15 protein-coding genes are annotated in these 18,925 nt (G+C 71.3%); 4 read left to right on the top strand and 11 right to left on the bottom strand.

All coding sequences use genetic code 11. The features are described 5' to 3' along the window. Positions 1-79 precede the first annotated feature (79 nt). The gene (locus V9U70_RS17455) at positions 80-1,756 is read left to right on the top strand and encodes an AMP-binding protein (protein WP_336676299.1); all 1,677 of its coding nucleotides are present in this window, start codon (positions 80-82) and stop codon (positions 1,754-1,756) included. Continuing rightward, positions 1,753-3,417, top strand: coding sequence for an AMP-binding protein (locus tag V9U70_RS17450; protein ID WP_336676297.1), 1,665 nt, complete (start codon positions 1,753-1,755; stop codon positions 3,415-3,417). The genes V9U70_RS17455 and V9U70_RS17450 overlap by 4 nt, the downstream gene beginning before the upstream one ends. Positions 3,418-3,473: 56 nt before the next feature. Here V9U70_RS17450 and V9U70_RS17445 read toward each other — a convergent pair whose 3' ends face one another. The 3 genes from V9U70_RS17445 to V9U70_RS17435 form a co-directional block, all read right to left on the bottom strand. Next, complete coding sequence (locus V9U70_RS17445) at positions 3,474-3,653, bottom strand: hypothetical protein (protein ID WP_336676295.1); 180 nt, start codon at positions 3,651-3,653, stop codon at positions 3,474-3,476. A 9-nt stretch (positions 3,654-3,662) separates the two neighbouring features. Further along, positions 3,663-4,235, bottom strand: a complete 573-nt coding sequence (locus V9U70_RS17440; RefSeq protein WP_336676293.1) for a GNAT family N-acetyltransferase — start codon at positions 4,233-4,235, stop codon at positions 3,663-3,665. A 70-nt stretch (positions 4,236-4,305) separates the two neighbouring features. Next, positions 4,306-4,998: a hypothetical protein gene (locus V9U70_RS17435; protein ID WP_336676291.1), complete on the bottom strand. Its 693-nt coding sequence runs from the start codon at positions 4,996-4,998 to the stop codon at positions 4,306-4,308. Between the two features lie 279 nt (positions 4,999-5,277). Here V9U70_RS17435 and gcl point away from each other — a divergent pair, with 279 nt between their 5' ends. Beyond that, on the top strand, positions 5,278-7,062 hold the full coding sequence (gcl, locus tag V9U70_RS17430; RefSeq protein WP_336676289.1) for a glyoxylate carboligase: 1,785 nt from the start codon (positions 5,278-5,280) through the stop codon (positions 7,060-7,062). A gap of 603 nt (positions 7,063-7,665) precedes the next feature. On the opposite strand, the gene V9U70_RS17425 is transcribed toward gcl, so the two are convergent. The 8 genes from V9U70_RS17425 to V9U70_RS17390 form a co-directional block, all read right to left on the bottom strand. After that, positions 7,666-9,123, bottom strand: a complete 1,458-nt coding sequence (locus V9U70_RS17425; protein ID WP_336676287.1) for a catalase — start codon at positions 9,121-9,123, stop codon at positions 7,666-7,668. A gap of 246 nt (positions 9,124-9,369) precedes the next feature. Next, the gene (locus V9U70_RS17420) at positions 9,370-10,263 is read right to left on the bottom strand and encodes a 2-hydroxy-3-oxopropionate reductase (RefSeq protein ID WP_336676285.1); all 894 of its coding nucleotides are present in this window, start codon (positions 10,261-10,263) and stop codon (positions 9,370-9,372) included. Between the two features lie 91 nt (positions 10,264-10,354). Beyond that, the gene (locus V9U70_RS17415; protein ID WP_336676283.1) at positions 10,355-11,194 is read right to left on the bottom strand and encodes a TIM barrel protein; all 840 of its coding nucleotides are present in this window, start codon (positions 11,192-11,194) and stop codon (positions 10,355-10,357) included. Positions 11,195-11,408: 214 nt separating this feature from the next. Beyond that, complete coding sequence (locus tag V9U70_RS17410; RefSeq protein WP_336676281.1) at positions 11,409-12,857, bottom strand: cellulose binding domain-containing protein; 1,449 nt, start codon at positions 12,855-12,857, stop codon at positions 11,409-11,411. A 102-nt stretch (positions 12,858-12,959) separates the two neighbouring features. Continuing rightward, complete coding sequence (locus tag V9U70_RS17405) at positions 12,960-14,567, bottom strand: beta-N-acetylhexosaminidase (protein WP_336676279.1); 1,608 nt, start codon at positions 14,565-14,567, stop codon at positions 12,960-12,962. Positions 14,568-14,625: 58 nt separating this feature from the next. Further along, positions 14,626-15,471 carry a carbohydrate ABC transporter permease gene (locus V9U70_RS17400; RefSeq protein WP_336676277.1) on the bottom strand — a complete coding sequence of 282 codons (846 nt, stop codon included), beginning with the start codon at positions 15,469-15,471 and terminating at the stop codon, positions 14,626-14,628. Then, positions 15,468-16,460, bottom strand: coding sequence for a carbohydrate ABC transporter permease (locus V9U70_RS17395; RefSeq protein WP_336676275.1), 993 nt, complete (start codon positions 16,458-16,460; stop codon positions 15,468-15,470). Before V9U70_RS17395 ends, V9U70_RS17400 begins: the two co-directional genes overlap by 4 nt. A gap of 61 nt (positions 16,461-16,521) precedes the next feature. Further along, positions 16,522-17,784, bottom strand: coding sequence for an extracellular solute-binding protein (locus V9U70_RS17390; RefSeq protein ID WP_336676274.1), 1,263 nt, complete (start codon positions 17,782-17,784; stop codon positions 16,522-16,524). A gap of 273 nt (positions 17,785-18,057) precedes the next feature. Between V9U70_RS17390 and V9U70_RS17385 the strand changes: the two genes are divergently transcribed. Beyond that, positions 18,058-18,897, top strand: a complete 840-nt coding sequence (locus tag V9U70_RS17385; protein ID WP_336676273.1) for a GntR family transcriptional regulator — start codon at positions 18,058-18,060, stop codon at positions 18,895-18,897. The last annotated feature ends 28 nt before the right edge of the window (positions 18,898-18,925 follow it).

Here is an 18,925-nt window from a genome sequence, read left to right as displayed (position 1 = left end):
CCCGTCCGGGGGTGGTGAGACCTGGGTCACTGTTTACATGATGTCAAGCGACCGGACCGGTCCGCAACGAGGAGGGCACATGTCGCCGACGAGCGCGACGGAGACGTTCCGGGCCGCCCGGGACTTCCTGCTGGAGCACCGCGAGGACTACCGGACGGCGTACGAGGGCTTCCGCTGGCCCCGCCTCGCCCACTTCAACTGGGCGCTCGACTGGTTCGACGTCATCGCCGCGGACAACCACCGCACCGCCCTGCACATCGCGGAGGAGGACGGCCGCCGCACCGAAGTGACCTTCGCGCAGATGGCGCAGCGCTCCGACCGCGTCGCCAACTGGCTGAAGGCGCAGGGGGCCCGGGCGGGCGACCGCATCCTCGTGATGCTCGGCAACCAGGCCGAACTGTGGGAGAGCGCGCTCGCCGCGATGAAGCTGCGCGCCGTCGTCATCCCCGCCACGCCGTTGCTCGGCCCCGCCGACCTGCGCGACCGGGTGGAGCGCGGCCGGGTCCGCCACGTGCTGGTGCGGGACGCGGACACGGCGAAGTTCGCTGAGGTACCCGGCTCCTACACCCGGATCGCGGTGGGCGGGGAGGTGGCGGGCTGGCTGTCGTACGGAGAGACCTCCGAGGCGCCCGCCGGCTTCACGCCGGACCGCGAGACGGCCGCCGACGAGCCGCTGATGCTCTACTTCACCTCCGGCACCACCGCCCGTCCCAAGCTGGTCGAGCACACCCATGTGTCCTATCCCGTCGGCCACTTGTCGACGATGTACTGGATCGGTCTCCGGCCGGGCGACGTCCACCTGAACATCTCCTCGCCCGGCTGGGCCAAGCACGCCTGGTCGAACCTCTTCGCCCCGTGGACCGCCGAAGCCACCGTCTTCATCGTCAACTACACCCGCTTCGACGCCGCCCGTCTGATGGCGGAGATGGACCGCGCGGGCGTCACCGGCTTCTGCGCCCCGCCCACCGTCTGGCGGATGCTCATCCAGGCGGACCTCTCCCGGTTGAAGACCTCGCCACGCGAGGCCGTGGCGGCGGGCGAGCCGCTGAACCCCGAGGTCATCGAGACGGTCAGAAGGGCGTGGGGCGTCACCATCCGGGACGGCTTCGGCCAGACGGAGACCGCCGTGCAGGTCGCCAACACCCCCGGCCAGCCTCTCAAGACCGGTTCCATGGGCCGCCCGAGTCCCGGCTTCACCGTCGAGCTGCTCGACCCGGTCACCGGCCGGCCCGGCGCTGCGGAGGGCGAGATCTCCCTCGATCTGGCCGACCGCCCGGTCGGCCTGATGACCGGCTACCACGGCGACCCCGACCGCACCGCGGAGGCGATGGCGGGCGGCTACTACCGCACCGGGGACATCGGCGCGCGGGACGAGGACGGATACATCACCTACGTCGGCCGCGCTGACGACGTCTTCAAGGCGTCCGACTACAAGATCTCGCCCTTCGAGCTGGAAAGCGCCCTTCTGGAGCACGAGGCGGTCGCGGAGGCCGCCGTCGTGCCCGCCCCCGACCCGCTGCGCCTCGCCGTCCCGAAGGCGTACGTCGTGCTGGCCGAGGGCTGGGAGCCGGGGCCGAAGACCGCGAAGGCGCTCTTCGAGCACTCCCGGTCGGTCCTCGCCCCGTACAAACGCATCCGCAGACTGGAGTTCGCCGACCTGCCCAAGACCGTCTCGGGCAAGATCCGCCGCATCGAGCTCCGCGAGCGCACCGCACGGGGCCCCGGAGCCGAGTTCGACGAGGGGGACCTGACATGACCGGCCCGTCCACCGCGCCCGGCGCCGCTCCCCGCCCGCCCGCCGGCACCGCTGCGCCCGCCGCCTCCTACGCGCACGGCACCGGGGACACCGCCCTGCTCGGCGACACCATCGGCCGCAACCTGGACCGGACCATCGCCGCCCACGGCGACCGCGAGGCACTCGTCGACATGGTCTCCGGCCGTCGCTGGACGTACGCCGCGCTCGGCGCGGACGTCGACGAGCTGGCCCGCGCCCTGATGGCGTCGGGCGTGCGGAAGGGGGACCGCGTCGGCATCTGGGCGGTCAACTGCCCCGAGTGGGTGCTCGTCCAGTACGCCACGGCCCGCGTGGGGGCCGTCATGGTCACCATCAACCCCGCCTACCGGGCCCATGAGCTGGAGTTCGTCCTGAAGCAGGCGGGCATCTGCCTGCTGGTCGCCTCCCTCGCCCACCGCACCAGCGACTACCGGGCCCTCATCGATCAGGTCCGCGCCGACTGCCCCGAGCTGGGCGCTGTCCACTACATCGGCGACCCGTCCTGGGACGAGCTGAGGACCGCCGCCTCCGCCGTCACGCCGGAGCAGCTCGCCGCCCGTGAGGCCGAGCTCTCCTGCGACGACCCGATCAACATCCAGTACACCTCGGGCACCACCGGCTTCCCCAAGGGTGCCACGCTCTCCCATCACAACATCCTCAACAACGGCTACTTCGTGGGAGAGGCGGTCGCCTACACCGAGCGGGACCGGATCTGCCTGCCGGTGCCCTTCTATCACTGCTTCGGCATGGTCATGGGCAACCTCGGCGCGACCTCGCACGGCGCGTGCGTCGTCATCCCGGGCCCGTCCTTCGAGCCCGCCGCCGTGCTGGCCGCCGTCCAGCAGGAGCGCTGCACCTCGCTCTACGGCGTGCCCACCATGTTCATCGCCGAACTGGACCTGCCCGACTTCGCGGCGTACGATCTCTCCTCGCTGCGCACCGGGATCATGGCGGGCTCCCCCTGCCCGGTCGAGGTGATGAAGCGGGTCGTCGCGGAGATGCACATGCGTGAGGTGTCTATCTGCTACGGCATGACGGAGACGTCTCCCGTCTCCACGCAGACCCGCCGCGACGACGACCTGGAGCGCCGCACCGGCACGGTCGGCCGGGTGCTGCCGCACATCGAGATCAAGGTCGTCGACCCGGTCACCGGCGTCACCCTGCCGCGCGGCGCCACCGGTGAACTGCGCACGCGCGGCTACAGCGTGATGCTCGGTTACTGGGACCAGCCGGACCGCACCGCCGAGGTGATCGACGCGGGAAGATGGATGCACACCGGCGACCTGGCGGTGATGCGCGAGGACGGATACGTCCACATCGTCGGCCGGATAAAGGACATGATCATCCGGGGTGGCGAGAACGTGTACCCGCGGGAGATCGAGGAGTTCCTGTACGGCCACCCCAAGGTCGCCGACGTCCAGGTGGTCGGTGTGCCGGACGAACGGTACGGCGAGGAGGTCGCGGCCTGCGTCATCCCCCGGGACCCGGCAGATCCGCCGACCCTGGAGGAGATCACCGCGCACTGCCGGGAACGGCTCGCGCACTACAAGATCCCGCGTCGGCTGCGGATTCTGGACTCCTTCCCGCTGACGGTGAGCGGGAAGGTCCGCAAGGTCGAGCTGCGCGAGTCGTTCGTCGGCTGACGCCGTGCCGGGCGGACCCGGCGCGCCCCCGTTCCGGGTCCGCCCGGCGAGGGCGGTCAGGCCGCTTCGATGATCTCGGGTCCGCTCCGGGTCGCCGCGGCCCACTCGATGAGGAGGATCTCGTACGTCGCCGCCTGTACGTCGGACCAGTTCGGTCCGGTGGCGTCGACGAGAGCGCGAATGGCCTCGTTGGCCTGTTCGGCGGCGGGCATGGAGCGGTCAGGGAGTAAAGCCATGCGCATAGCTTACGCGCCGCCACTGACAGCCACGATGGGTGAGGCGTCCGGGGGTGGGACGATCATCAGGTCGCGGCGCATGCAGACCCGAGGCCAGCGGTCGAGGCCGTGGTGGGCCTCCTCCGCACGGATCGCCCGCAGTCCGTCGGTGAGTTCGTGCTCCGACAGGACCCGGAAACCGATGCGGGCGTAGTACGGGGCGTTCCACGGCACCTCGCTGAAGGTGGTCAGGGTGAGCGCCGGCGTTCCCCGGGCGGTGGCCAGGGCGGCGAGATGGGCGATCAGGGCACGGCCGATGCCCCGGCGGGCGACCGCCGGGTCGACAGAGACCTGCTCGATGTGCAGCGCCTCGTCGACGGGATCGGCGAGGACATAGCCGAGCGGCCGGTCGCCGGTGGCGGAGAGGGGGTCGGTGGCCACCCAGCAGCGGCCGGCCAGCCGGTAGCTCTCCAGCAGATCGAGCGGGGGCGGATCGTCGTCGGCCACGAAAGCCATGCCCAGGGTGCGGAACGGTTCCCCTGCGGCGCACTCGATGTCCTGGAGGAGCGGGAGATCGGAGCGTCTGGCGAAGCGGATACGCATGCGCTCAGTGTGCCGCGCCGGACCGCGCAGCGGTACGGCCGTGGCTGGATTCACCCCCTGGGGGGCGGGTTCAGGCGCCGGTGCTCACCAGCTCGTCCGCCGGGCCGTTCACCGGTTGCGGAAGCCCCGTGAGATCCATGACGAAGAGCGGGAGTCCGACGCCGTCCGCGCGGGCCCGCGCGGGCGCGGCGTACCCCGCGAGGGAGAAGAAGACCCCGGTCGCCGACGCCCCCAGCGCGCTGAGCCAGAGGCATTCCACCGCGCGCGGCCCGACGGGCAGGGCGCCGGTCTCCACGCGGGCGACCAGCCCGTCGGCCCGCAGGTCGACCCCGGGGCCGGCCCCGGGCCGGCCGACACGGCCGTAGCCGAGCCAGGCCAGGTAGAGCCCGGCCGCCTCCACGGCGTCCTGGCCGGTACGGATCGGCACCGGTGCGAACGCCGGGCGCGGGCGCGCGGCCGTGCGCGGCAGCGGGATGTGCGCGGGGGCGCCCGGGGGCCGGCCGGACGGCGGGCGTACGGCTATCCGCAGCACGCTTCCGCACGGGCAGCACGGCTCGGGCTGCGGCCACTCGTTCACCCGGTCGCAGGCCGTGCAGCGGACGAGCACCCACGCGTCGTTCCAACTGCGCTGCGTGACCCGGACCGCCGGGGCGCCCGGCGTCAGAGGCGGGGCGCTGGGCACGCCGCACGGGCACGGACAGGCCGGGGCGCGGTAGGCGTGGCCCCGGCCGCAGACGGAGCACCGGACCGGCACGGACTCCACGTTCGCCTCCCTCCGGCGCGGGGCGCGGCCGACCGCGGTCGGCCGCACCCCCCTCGTCGTCCCATCGTCCGCCGGTCCCATCGTCCACCAGGAGCGGGGCCCTGGGGAGGGGGTCGACGGACTCCGGGCGGGCGGGCGGCCGTGGACGCCCTTGACGCCGGTCCCCCCGCGTTTTAGATTTACTTCCGTATAGCAGAACTGGATTTCCGTAATACGGAATTGGTGCTCTCAGGTGGCGCGACAGAGCCCGACTCCACCCATCCCGAGCAGGAGCACTCAATGCCTCGTATGACCGCTGCCCGAGCGGCAGTTGAGATCCTCAAGCGCGAAGGCGTCAGCAACGCGTTCGGTGTGCCGGGAGCGGCGATCAACCCCTTCTACGCGGCCCTCAAGGCCTCCGGCGGGGTGCACCACACGCTGGCCCGCCACGTCGAGGGCGCCTCCCACATGGCGGAGGGCTACACCCGGGCCGCGGCGGGCAACATCGGCGTCTGCATCGGCACCTCGGGTCCGGCCGGCACCGACATGATCACCGGTCTCTACTCGGCCATCGCCGACTCGATCCCGATCCTGTGCATCACCGGCCAGGCCCCGACCGCGGTCCTGCACAAGGAGGACTTCCAGGCCGTCGACATCGCCTCCATCGCGAAGCCGGTCACCAAGGCGGCGACCACCGTCCTGGAGGCCGCGCAGGTTCCCGGCGTCTTCCAGCAGGCCTTCCACCTGATGCGGACCGGTCGTCCCGGCCCCGTCCTCATCGACCTGCCGATCGACGTCCAGCTCACCGAGATCGAGTTCGACCCCGAGCTGTACGAGCCCCTTCCGGTGCACAAGCCCGCCGCCTCCCGCAAGCAGATCGAGCGGGCCGTCGAGATGCTGAACGCCTCAAAGCGCCCGCTGCTCGTCGCGGGCGGCGGCGTCATCAACGCCGACGCCTGCGAACTCCTCGTGGAGTTCGCCGAGTTGACCGGGGTCCCGGTCATCCCGACCCTGATGGGCTGGGGCATCCTGCCCGACGACCACGAGCTGAACGCCGGGATGGTGGGCCTCCAGACCTCGCACCGCTACGGCAACGCGAACTTTTTGGAGTCCGACTTCGTCCTCGGCGTCGGCAACCGCTGGGCCAACCGCCACACCGGCAAGCTGGACGTCTACACCCAGGGCCGCACCTTCGTCCACGTCGACGTCGAGCCCACCCAGCTCGGCAAGATCTTCGCCCCCGACCTCGGCATCGCCTCCGATGCCAAGGCCGCGCTGACCCTCTTCGTCGAGGTGGCGCGCGAGCTGAAGGCCGCGGGCCGGCTGAAGGACCGCTCGGCCTGGGCCGCCTCGACGCAGGAGCGCAAGGCGACCCTCCAGCGCAGGACCCACTTCGACGACGTGCCCCTCAAGCCGCAGCGCGTGTACGAGGAGATGAACCGGGCGTTCGGCCCCGAGGCCCGCTACGTCACCACCATCGGGCTCTCCCAGATCGCCGGCGCGCAGATGCTGCACGTCTACAAGCCCCGCCACTGGATCAACTGCGGCCAGGCGGGCCCGCTCGGCTGGACCATCCCGGCCGCCCTGGGCGTCGCCACCGCGGACCCGGAGGGCATGGTCGTGGCCCTGTCGGGCGACTACGACTTCCAGTTCATGCTGGAGGAGCTGGCCGTCGGCGCTCAGCACCGCATCCCGTACGTCCACGTCCTGGTCAACAACTCCTACCTGGGGCTCATCCGCCAGGCCCAGCGCACCTTCGACATCGACTTCCAGGTCAACCTGGAGTTCGAGAACCTCAACTCTCCGGAGCTGGGCGTCTACGGCGTCGACCACGTCAAGGTCGTCGAGGGCCTCGGCTGCAAGGCGATCCGGGTCACCGAGCCGGACCAGCTGCTGCCGGCCTTCGAGGAGGCGAAGAAGCTCGCCGCGGAGTTCCGGGTGCCGGTCGTCGTCGAGGCGATCCTGGAGCGGGTCACGAACATCGCGATGAGCGGCACGGACATCGCGTCGGTCAACGAGTTCGAGGACATCGCCACGGACCCGTCCCACGCCCCCACCGCGATCCGCCCGCTGACGGTGTCCTGACCCGCCCGTCACCCGGCGAGGGCCCCTGCCCCGGAGCGAACCTCCGGGGCAGGGGCCCTTCGCCATGATGTCCGGGGTCTCTCCGCCTTCCCCGGGGCACGGACCGTCCGGCGGCTGAGGGCGTAGCCCCGCCGCGGACGGGTCCGCACTCCGCCGACGGTGCTCGCATGGGTGGCCGCCCTGAACGCGGACTCCCCGAACGCGGACTCCCTCCCCGAACGCGGACTCCCCGCACGCGGACGCCGGGAGGGGGCCGGTCCCGTCGCGACCGGGGCACGCTTCAGCGGGGGCGGCCCCGCCCCCGCTGAAGCGCGGAAGCAGCGGGCCGGTCGCGGCGCCCAGGCACGCGAAAGGGCGCGGAGTACGGGACCGTATCCGTACTCCGCGCCCTCGATCGGGGGCGACGCGGAGGCGTCGCGAGAGTGACAGGGACCGCGGCGGCGGCGATCGGCTCCGGGGGGCGTCTCCTTCAGGTCAGAAGACGGCCTCCGGAGCCTTCACCACCGCACTGGCATCGCACAGCCGCCGCGGCCTCGTCGTCCTGCCCGTGCCGCGCGGCACCCCTCATCCGGGTGCGCGGCACGGGCAGGGGTCCGGGGAGGCTCAGTCCTCGCGCAGGGCGCGGACCGCTTCCTCGACGCGCTTGCCGTAGTCGGCGTCGGCGGCGTGGAAGTGGGCGAGGTTCTTCTCGATCACGTCGTCGCGGGTGACCTGCGACAGGCCCCCCGCGATGTTCGCGACCAGGCGGTCCTTCTCGTCCTGCGACATGAGCCGGAAGAGTTCGCCCGCCTGGAAGAAGTCGTCGTCCTTGGCGTGTGCGGGCGTCTCGTGCGCGCCCGTCCAGCCGTGGACCGCGAGCGGGGCGGCGAGCGCCGCGCCGGTCTGTGCCGGGCCGGCGTACGAGTTGGGCTCGTAGTTCTTGTCGTGGCGCGAGCCGTTGCGGGTGGCGTGCAGCCCGTCGCGGCCGTAGTTGTCCGCCTGTGCCGCCTTGGGGGCGTTGACCGCGAGCTGGGTGTGGTTGACGCCCAGCCGGTAGCGGTGTGCGTCGGCGTAGGCGAACAGCCGGCCCTGGAGCATCTTGTCCGGGGAGGGGCCGATGCCGGGCACGAAGTTGTTCGGGGAGAACGCGGCCTGCTCGACCTCCGCGAACACGTTGTCCGGGTTCCGGTCCAGGACCAGCCGGCCGACCCGCTGGAGCGGGTAGTCGCCGTGCGGCCACACCTTGGTGAGGTCGAACGGGTTGAACCGGTAGTCAGCGGCCTCCGCGGCCGGCATGACCTGCACGTACAGCGTCCAGGACGGGTTGACGCCCCGCTCGATGGCCTGGAGCAGGTCCGTCTGGTGTGAGTTGGCGTCCTTGCCGACCAGCTCGGCGGCCTGTTCGGCGGAGAGCGACCGCACGCCCTGGTTCGTCTTGAAGTGGTACTTGACGAAGAAGGCCTCGCCCTCGGCGTTCGTCCACTGGTAGGTGTGCGAGCCGTAGCCGTTCATGTGACGGTAGGAGGCGGGGATGCCGCGGTCGCCCATCAGCCAGGTGATCTGGTGCGTCGCCTCGGGAGCGTGCGCCCAGAAGTCCCAGACGTTGTCCGGCTCCTGCTTGCCCGTGAAGGGGTCGCGCTTCTGCGAGTGGATGAAGTCGGGGAATTTGAGCGGGTCCTTGATGAAGAACACCGGGGTGTTGTTCCCGACCAGGTCGTAGTTGCCCTCGTTCGTATAGAACTTGAGGGCGAAGCCGCGCGGGTCGCGGACCGCGTCCGCGCCGCCGAGCGAGTCGGCGACGGTGGAGAAGCGGATGAACGTCTGGGTGCGCCGGCCCACCGCGGAGAGGAAGTCGGCGCGGGTGAAGCCGGTGACGTCGTCGGTCACCTCGAAGTAGCCGTACGCGCCGGAGCCGCGGGCGTGGACCACGCGCTCCGGAATGCGCTCACGGTTGAAGCGGGCGAGCTTCTCCAGGAGGTGCTGGTCCTGGAGGAGGATCGGTCCACCGACACCGGCGGTGGCGGAGTTCTGGTTGTCGGCGACCGGGGCGCCTGACTCGGTCGTGAGCACACGCTTAGCCATGTGGCGGGATGACCTTTCGTACGAGCTGCTGACGGCCCCAGGAGCGTAGATTCGCCGTGAAGCAACGTCAACAGTTTGTTGAAAATGATGAATGCCGGTCCGAGCCGCGGCGGCGCCTGGGCGCGACAGGACAGGTGTCAGCGCCACCGCGGCCCGGAGTTCAGGGGGCCCGCCGTGCGGGCCGCGGCCCTCGGGGGCGTCCGGCGGACCAGGGCCGGTCGCCCCTCGCGGGGCCGGGGGGAGGGGTCAGACCTGCGAGCCGGACAGCCGCTCGACCGAGCGCAGCAGCGCCGAGTGGTCCAGGCCGCCGTCGCCCTGGGCGCGCAGCGAGGCGACCAGCTGGGCGACGACGCCGCCGACGGGCAGGGCCGCGCCGACGTTGCGGGCGGCGTCGGTGACGATGCCCATGTCCTTGTGGTGCAGGTCGATGCGGAAGCCGGGGGCGAAGTCCCGCTTGAGGAAGTTGTCCTTCTTGCGGGTCAGCACGGTCGAGCCGGCCAGGCCGCCGCCCAGGACCTCCAGTGCGGCGGCGAGATCGACCCCGGACTTCTCCAGGAAGACGACGGCCTCGGCACAGGCCTGGATGTTGACCGCGACGATCAGCTGGTTGGCCGCCTTCACCGTCTGGCCGGAGCCGTGCGGGCCGCAGAGCACGATGGTCCTGCCGAGCGCCTCCAGGAGCGGCTTCGCGGCGTCGAAGTCCGCCTGCTCACCGCCGACCATGATAGACAGCACCGCCTCGATGGCTCCGGCCTCGCCCCCGGAGACCGGAGCGTCCAGGACGCGTATGCCCCGCGAAGCCGCCTTCTCGGCGAGGTCCACGGAGGTCTGCGGGGTGATGGAGGACATGTCGACCAGCAGCGCGCCGCGCCTGGCGTTCTCCAGGATGCCGTCGGGACCGTAGGCGATGGCCTCGACCTGCGGGGAGGCGGGCACCATCGTGACCACGACGTCGGCGTCCTTGACCGCGTCCGCGATCGAGGCGGCCCCGGTGCCGCCGGCCGCGACCAGCCGGTCGATCTTGGCCTGCTCCAGGGTGTATCCGGTGACGTCGTAACCGGCCTTGACCAGGTTCTCGGACATGGGCGAGCCCATGATGCCGAGGCCGATCCACGCAACCTTGGGGAGGTCGTTGCTCATGAGGGTGCCTTCCTGGAAAACGTTTCTACGGTGAGGGGGCCGGACCTTCCGCGCGGTGCGCCCGGTCCGTCCGCGGCGCGGCGGCGCTGTGTCAGCGCGCTGCCCGGGCCGACGCCGGGAGCCAGTCGAAGGAGTCCGCGCTCGGCAGGTCGCCCGGCTTGTACTCCAGGCCGACCCGGCCCGCGTACCCCGCGTCCTTCAGCTCGTCCAGGAGCTGTTCCAGCGGGAGCGAGCCGGTGCCCGGCGCGCCGCGCCCCGGGTTGTCGGCGATCTGGACGTGGCCGGTCTTCGCGGCGTACGCCGCGATGACCTGGCTCAGGTCCTCGCCGTTCATCGAGAGGTGGTAGAGGTCCAGCAGGAACTTCGCGTTCCCGAGGCCCGTCGCGGCGTTGACCTTGTCCACGACCTCGATGGCGGCCGGCGCGTCGACCAGTGGGTAGAGCGGCGATTCCGGCTTGTTGAGGGCCTCGATCAGCAGGATCGCCCCGATGCGGTCCGCCGCGCGGGCGGCCTGCACCAGGTTCTCCAGGGCGAGCGCGTCCTGCGCCGCCGGGTCCACGCCCTCGACGCGGTTGCCGTACAGCGCGTTGAGCGCCGTGCAGCCGACAGAGGCGGCGAAGTCGGCCGCCACCTCGATGTTGGCCCGGAAGCGGTCCGACTCCGCGCCGGGCACGGAGAGCGCGCCGCGGTCGGGGCCGGGCAGCTGTCCGGCGTAGAAGTTCAGCCCCACCAGCTGGGTGCCGGCGTCGTCGAGCGCCTTCTTGAGGGCGTCGAGCTCCGCCTGTGGCGGAGTGGGGGTCTCGATCCAGGGCCACCACAGCTCGACCGCCGTGAAGCCTGCCGCGGCGGCTGCCGCGGGGCGCTCCAGGAGCGGGAGTTCCGTGAAGAGGATCGAGAGGTTCACATCGAAGCGCTGGTCCGGGTAGCCCATAAGGGTTCGGCGCTCCTTCCGTATTGCGGAAGTTAGTTTCTGCTTAACGGAAGATTGCCCGGAGGGTGGCACGGCTGTCAAGGGGGCGCCGGGAAAAACGCCCCGGCCGGCCGGTACGGAACCGGTCGTGCGGAACCCTTCGGACGCACGAAGGCGGGGCGGGGGCCGCCCTCGACCCCCGCCCCGCCCTGCTCTCAGCCCGTACGCGCCGTCCCTATCCGGCCGGAACGGTGTCCTGGAACGTCGTCCCGGCACTGCGGTACGCCCCGACCATCGCGTTGACCTGCGACGGAGTGAGCACCTGGTCCTTCACGTGCAGCACGTAGTCCACCTGCTGGTCGTACGAGCGGGGCGTCGTGCTCGGCTGCCCCTGGAGGTCGATCAGCCACTGGTTGAAGTTGATCGACATGGGCCGTTCGGGCAGGTAGGCCGCCCCGTGCGTCCCGAAGTGCTGCCCGTCGACGTAGTACGTGATCTGGTTGTCGTCGATCGTGACCACCAGGTCGTGCCAGCCCGCGTACGACTGCCGGACCTCGCTGTGCGCGTTGACCGCCTCCCACGGGTCGGGCCGGTAGGTCTCCCAGGAGGTCGTGTAGAGGATGTTCGCCGGTTCGCCCCAGCCGCCGTTCGGCAGGTACTCGAAGTCGTACTCCGCGTAGTCGTCCGCCATCGGCGCCTTGAGGTCGTTGATGGTGAAGAACGTCTGCACGATCCGGTCGCCGTCAGGGCCCGAACGCGGCGCGTCGCTGAACTTCACCCGGGACGCGTACGTCCCGTTCTTGAACTTCATCGACCGCGTCAGGAACTCGGTGTGCTTCGTCGAGGCCCCCGTCCCCGCCGTCGAGGTCTCCAGGTTCATCACCGAGTTGCCGCTCTGCGAGGCGAAGGTGACGTTCTCCGGCGCCCAGGTCGCGCCCGGCACGCCCGGACCGCCGGAGTTGGCCCGTACGCTCCAGCCGTTCGCGTTGATCCTCGGGTCGGTGTGCGAGCTGTAGTTGAAGTCGTCGAACAGCTTGGGCGCGTCTGCCGGCGGGTCGGTGGGCGGGTCCGTGGGGTCCGGCGGGTCCGTCGGACCGTTGCCGCCGGGAGCTTCGCCCCACACGGTCGCCCCCGCGACGTGGGCCGTCACCTTGGACCAGTCGCCGTACGCGGAGCGCTGCGGGCCGAAGGAGTAGTCGTCGGACTGGACGAGCGAGGCCCAGGACGCCTGGTGGAACCGGAGCTGCATGTCACCGGTGTCCGCCCCCGGCGCCAGCGAACCCGCGCCCGGGGTGAAGCCGATCTCCAGGTACCGGTCGGCGGTGGCCGTCGGGGAGGCGAGCGTGCCGAAGGTCCCGGTGATGTTCGCGCACCCCTTCACCGCCCAGGAGCAGGCGAACCGGTACGCGGCGGAAGCCGAGTCGGCCTTGAAGTAGTAGCGCACCTTGACGCTGCTCAGGGGCAGGGAGGTGCTGCCGCTGTTGCGCACCTTCAGCCACGGCTCGACCTGGTCGGCGCTGGCCCCGGACGCGCTCGTACGGTACTGGACGACGACCCCGTCCGCCGCGGCGTTCGCCGAGGACGGCAGGGCGGCGAGCCCGGTGCAGGCCAGGGCCACGGCGGCGGCAGCGGCCGCGGCGGAGCGCAGCCCGGTCCTGCTTTTCTTCTTCTGCGGTGTGTTCACGGGCGGGTTCCTTTCCGGAACGGGGTGGGGGTGTGGTGGGGACCCTCCGTGCGGATCGGGGCGCCGGGGCACGCGGTCCCGGTCCGAGCCGAACGCGAGTCCCTACGGGAGCGGTCGCGCTGTTCCTGAGGGCGGGAACGCGGAAGCGGCCACGGGCGGCCTCGCGTCCAGCGGGCGGTAGGGGACGCCGAGGGCGTCCAGCCGGGCGGTGTGGTGGCGCAGCCGCGCGAGGAACCCGGGCCAGTCGCCGCGCCCGCCTGTCCAGGAACGGTCGGCCAGCGCACAGAGCCGCGGATAGCCGAGGTACTCGATCTCCTGTGGCGTGCGGGCGTACTCGGTCCACAGGTGGGCCTGGGTCCCGAGCACCCGGGCCCGCTCGGCGTCGGTCCACCCCTCGGGGGCCGGTTCGTGGTCGTGGACCGTGCGCAGGGTGACCGGGGGGCCGGGCTGGGCGACCGGTTCGTCCGGGTCGCCGGACTGGGCGTAGTCGAGGTACGTGGCCCGGTGGTGCACGGCGACCACCTGGTGGCCCCGGCGTGCGGCGGCCAGCGCGTGCGAGGAGTCGCGCCAGGTCATCACCGTGAACTCCAGGGGGAGGTCGGAGCCGTTCTCGCTCCAGCCGAGGGGGATGCGCCCGCGCTCCACCAGAAACGCCCCGACCCTGCCCATGAACCAACCGTGCAGCGCGGCCGGGCTCGCGAGCCCCTCGGCCGCCGCGCGATCCCGGGCGGCCGGGCTGTTCTCCCATTCGGTGGTCGGGCACTCCTCGCCCCCGATGTGGATGTACGGCGACGGGAAGACGTCCATGACCTCCTCCAGCACCGCCCGGCAGAAGTCGAACACCTCCTCGTGCACACCGAGGATCGTGTCGCACACGCCCCAGCGGGTCCACACGTCCAGCACCCGCCCCGGGCCGTTGCCGAGTTCCGGATAGGCGGCGAGTGCCGCCCGCACATGGCCGGGCAGCTCGATCTCCGGTACGACGGTGACGCCGCGCTGCGCCGCGTACCGCACGAGCCCGCGCAACTCCGCCTTGGTGTAGGAGCCTTCGTGGGGCGTCGAGTCGAAGTCCGCTCCGTCGGGTCCGGCCGGACCCCGCTGCGACCGGGCCCGACGGGCGCCGACCGTGGTCAGCCGGGGGTAGGCGTCGACCGGCATCCGCCAGCCCTGGTCGTCGGTGAGGTGGAGGTGCAGGATGTTCAGTTTGTGCAGCGCCAGGAGGTCCACGTACCGGCGCAGATACCCGATCGGCTGGAAGTGCCGCGCCACGTCCAGCATCGCCCCGCGCCAGGGGCGGTCCGGCACGTCGGTGATCTCGACGCACGGCAGTTGCCAGGAGCCCGGCCCCCGCGACCCGCCCGCCAGGGCCTCGGGGGGCAGCAGCTGACGGACCGTCTGGACTCCGTGGAGCAGCCCGGTCGGGTGGGCGGCGCGCAGGAGGAGCGCCTGCGGCCCGACCGTGAGCCCGTACCCCTCCTCGCCGAGACCCCCGAGCTGCGGGTCCAGCGCGAGGACGATCCGGCCCTCCGGCGAGGGGGCCAGCGGTAGTCCGGCGGGAGCGCCGACCACGGAACGCAGCAGGTCGGCCGCCGGCTCCGCGCCCGGCAGCGCCCGGACGGCGGTGTCCCGGTCGAGCGTGAGCCGGCCGGCCAGGGGGGACACCTTCCGCGGCTGGGGGAGGAGGGGGAGATCGGGGCGCGATGCGGGCACGGGTGCCTCCGGGTTCGGTTCGCGGGCGGGCGGGAACGTGCGTGGGGGCCCTCGCCCCTCAGCCTTTGACGGCGCCGGCGGCGAAGCCGGAGGTGACATGGCGCTGGAGCAACAGGAAGATCACCAGGGCCGGTAGCGCGAAGAGGGTGGAGGCGGCCATCGTGGCGCCCCAGTCGGTGCCGAAGGTGTTCTGGAAGGACGACAGCCAGACGGGCAGGGTCCGGTTGTCCTGCTGCTTGATGATCAGGAAGTTGGCGTAGGCGAACTCGTTCCAGGCGGTGATGAAGCCGAACAGCGAGGTCGCCATCAGGCCGGGCGTCAGCAGCGGCATCGCCACCCGCCAGAACGCCCCGGTCCGGGTGCAGCCGTCGACCTGGGCGGCCTCCTCCAGCTCCGGAGGGATCGTCCCGATGAAGCCGCGCAGCACCACGATGGTGAACGGCAGCGTGATCATGAAGTAGATCAGCGTCAGCGTCGGCAGCCGGTCGAGCATGTCGGTGTCCCGGGAGATGATGTAGATCGGGATGATCAGCGACTCCCAGGGCGCCATCTGGGCGATGAAGATCATCAGCATGAACTGCCGCCGGCCCTTCCACCGCATGCGCGCCACGGCGAAGGCCGCGCCCAGCGCCACCAGCAGGGCCAGCAGTACCGCCCCCAGCGTGACGAGGACGCTGTTGCGCCAGAACAGGGCGAACCCGTCCGCCTCCACGGCCCGTTGGAAGTGGTCGAGGGTCCAGGTGCGCGGGAGGAGCCGGGGGTCGGCGGACTGGATGTCCGTGGAGGGTTTGAAGGCCGTGGAGACCATCCAGTACACGGGAAAGAGGCAGACCACGACGGTCGCGGCGGCGGCGATGTTCAGCGGGAGGCGCCGCAGTCGGGGGTGTACGGTGCGCGGGCTCATCGGCTCTCGTCCTCCTGGCGGAACATCTGGCGGAAGTAGAGGACGAGCACCCCGGACATCAGGACCACGGTGATCATCGAGGCGGCCGAGCCCAGGTCGTAGCGCTGGCTGGAGAGGGCCGTCTGCACCGCGTAGACCGGCAGGATCGTGGTGGCGTCGCCCGGCCCGCCTCTGGTCATCACCCAGATCTGCACGAACGCCTTGAACGTCCAGATCACCTCCAGCGAGAGGACCAGCAGGAAGATCGGCCGCAGTACCGGGAAGGTGACCGAGCGGAAGATCCTCCCCGCGCCCGCCCCGTCCAGCCGCGCGGACTCGTAGAGCTCCAAGGGCACGGTGGTGAGCGCGGAGTACAGCGTGATCGCGGCGAACGGGACCGACTGCCAGACGATCAGCGTCACCAGGATGACGAAGGAGGCGGTGCCGTTCGCGAACCACGGATAGCGGTCGAAGGAGGTGAGGCCGAGCGAGGTCAGCGTCTGGTTGACGATGCCGAACTCCGAGTGGAACAGCCACTGGAACACCGTGGTCGCGGCCACCACCGGCATGGCCCAGGCCAGCACCAGCGAGCACAGCACCACCGTCCGTCCGATCCGGCGCAGCCGCTCCACCATCAGGGCGACCAGAGTGGCGATCACCATGATCAGGAAGACGTTGAGCGCCATGAACAGGAACGTCCGCTGGACCACCTCCCAGAACCGCGGGTCCGACAGCAGCGTCCGGTAGTTCCGCAGTCCGACGAACTCGGCGTCCCCGCTGATCAGCTGGCGCAGCCGGAAGTCCTGGAGCGAGATCAGGACGGCCCGCGCCAGCGGGTAGACCAGCAGATAGAGCATGCCGCCGACGGCGGGGGCGACCAGCGCGTACGGCCACAGACGGGAGGCGCGCCGGCCTCCCGCGCCCGCGGGCCGGGCCGGGCGTGCGGTGGGGCGCGTGTCCGGGCGCCACCGGGGTGCGCGAGCTGCGGTCCGCTTCTCGGCGACCGGCACGGCGCGCCTCCTCTCCTGGATCTGCGGGTACGGGGTTTCCCGTACTGGGCCGGCCGGGCGGTCAGGAATCTGCGTTCATGGCCCGGGTGATGTCCTGGGAGGCCTGCGCGGCCTCCTTCTCCGGATCGCCTCCGGTGAGCACGGCCGTCATGTAGTCCTTGATCGGGTTCTCCGCCTCGACCGCCGCCCACCCGGGGGTGTTGGGCGTCGCGCGGCCGTTCGCCGCTCCGGCCGCCATCGCCGCTGCGCCCGGGTCGCCGGCCACGGCTGAGGCGAGCGAGGTGCGGTTCGGCACGTAGCTCATGGCCACGGCGAGCTTCTTCTGCCAGGTGTCCCCGGTCAGCTCCTTGATGAAGGTGACCGCCTCCTCCGGGTGGCCCGCGGCGGCCGGTACGACCAGGTCGGAACCGCCGGTGAACACCGCGCCCGGGGTGTCCGCGGTCTTGCCCGGGATCGGGAAGAAGGCGAGCTTCCCCTTGAGCCCGGGGTTCTTCTCCACGACGACGTTGGCCCCGCCCGGGGTGGAGATGATCTGGGCTGCCTGCCCCTGCGCCATCACCTCGGCCTGCGGCGGGTCGTCCTCGTCGGAGTCCTTGGGGCCCTTGCCGAGTGCCTGGAGCTCCTTGTAGAACGCCATGCCCCGCAGGGCCTCGGGGGTGTCCAGGGCACCGGACCACGTGCCCCCGGACTCGGCGGCGAGATCGCCGCCCTCGTCCCAGATGAAGCCGGCCAGGGTGTACCACATCTGTCCGGGCAGGTAGATGCCCTGTGTGCCGCCCTTGTCGAGCTGGGCGGTGGCGTCGGTCCACTGCTCACGGGTCCGTATCGCGGCGGCGTCGACGCCCGCCTGCTCGAAGAGGTCGGTGCGGTAGACGACCACGCGGTTCGCCGCGTAGTAGGGAATGCCGTACTGCCTGCCCTCGTACGCCCCCGGCTCCGCCAGCCCGCTCAGCCAGTCCTCGCCGTTCAGCTCGTCGGTCCGGTCGGTCAGGTCCAGCAGTCCGCCGCTCTGGGCGAACTGCGCCACCTGGGTGTTGCCCACCTCGATCACGTCCGGGGCGTCGTTGCCGGCCAGTGCGGCGGTGACCTTCTGGCCGATGCCGTCCCACTCCTGGATCTGGACCTTCACGTCGATCGTCGGGTGGCGCTTCTCGAAGTCGGCGGTGAACTCCTTCTGGAAGGCGTCCGAGACGCTGTCGCGCATCAGCCAGACGTCCACCGTCGTCCGTCCGTCCCCGCCCGCGGAGTCGGACGGCGAACTGCAGGCACTGAGCGCGGCGGCCAGGACGAGCACGGACCCACCGGCAAGCAAGCGGTACTTCACGGTTCACCTCAAAAAGCGGGGCTGATCGGACCGGACTTGACCACTGTCTGACCAATGGGGTCCACTGGACAGCTCACCTCTCGATGGTGGTTGAAGGTGGCATAGGCCCATGGAGGCGTCAACCCCCGCGACAAATAAGGGATTTGGAGATCAGGCCGTGGTCGGGCCTCTCGTGCACCGCAGGGAAAGCGCTACACTTCACCTGACCAGCAGGCCAGTTGGCCGTGCCGACTTGCTCAACTGGTAAGAAATGAAGGTGTCGGGAGGGGGCGTATGAACGCGCAGGTGCCGGGAACGGTGCTCAAACGGGAGCGGGCCCGCGAGGCGGTGCTGGAGCTGATCGAGTCGCGCGGGTCCGGCGACGCGCTCCCCTCCGAGCGCGCCCTGTGCGTCCTGCTCGGTGTGTCGCGGCCCACCGTGCGCGCGGCGGTCGACGAACTGGTCGCCGCCGGGCTCCTGGTGCGAGAGCACGGCCGGGGGATGTTCGTCGCACCCGCCAAGATCACCCAGGAGCTGGTGGCGGGGGACCGGGCGCTGACCGTGCCGCAGGCGTCGGGCGCCTGGTCGAGCCGGCTGCTGGAGTTCACCACGCTCCAGGCGGGGGCCCGGGTCGGTCGCAAGCTGCGGATGTCACCCGCCGCCGAGATCGTCTACGTGGCACGGCTGCGACTGGTCGACGGGGCGCCCATCGCCATCGAGCACCTGCACATCCGGGCCGAGCTGGTGCCGGGCCTCAGCGCGCAGGAGCTGGAGAGCGGCGACCTGTACGAGCACCTGCGGGCCACCCACGGCGTGCATGTCCACGAGGCGGTCCAGGCGATCGAGCCCACCGTCGTCACCCGGGCCGAGGCGAAGCTGCTCGACGTTCCCGAACTGTCCCCGGCGCTGCTCTTCGAACGGCTGACCTCGGACACCACGGGCCGCCCGGTGGAATACGTCCACTCGCTCTACCGGGGCGACCGCTACCGGATCGTCTCCCGCCTCGCGCTCGGCCCGAAGGCCGAGGTCGCCCCGGACCGGGAGGGCCACCACCCGGGTATTCCCCCCGGCGACTTCGCGCACGGCGACGCCATCGCCGCCTCCACCCGGGGGGACGTCCAGACGGGCGGCTGAATCAGACCTGTTCGCGTTGCGCACCGCG

The sequence above is a fragment of the Streptomyces pratensis genome (assembly GCF_037137275.1).
Taxonomy (GTDB): domain Bacteria; phylum Actinomycetota; class Actinomycetes; order Streptomycetales; family Streptomycetaceae; genus Streptomyces; species Streptomyces pratensis_B.
The sequence above is the reverse complement of the archived record's forward strand: the minus strand, read 5'-3'. Positions and strand labels throughout refer to the sequence as shown.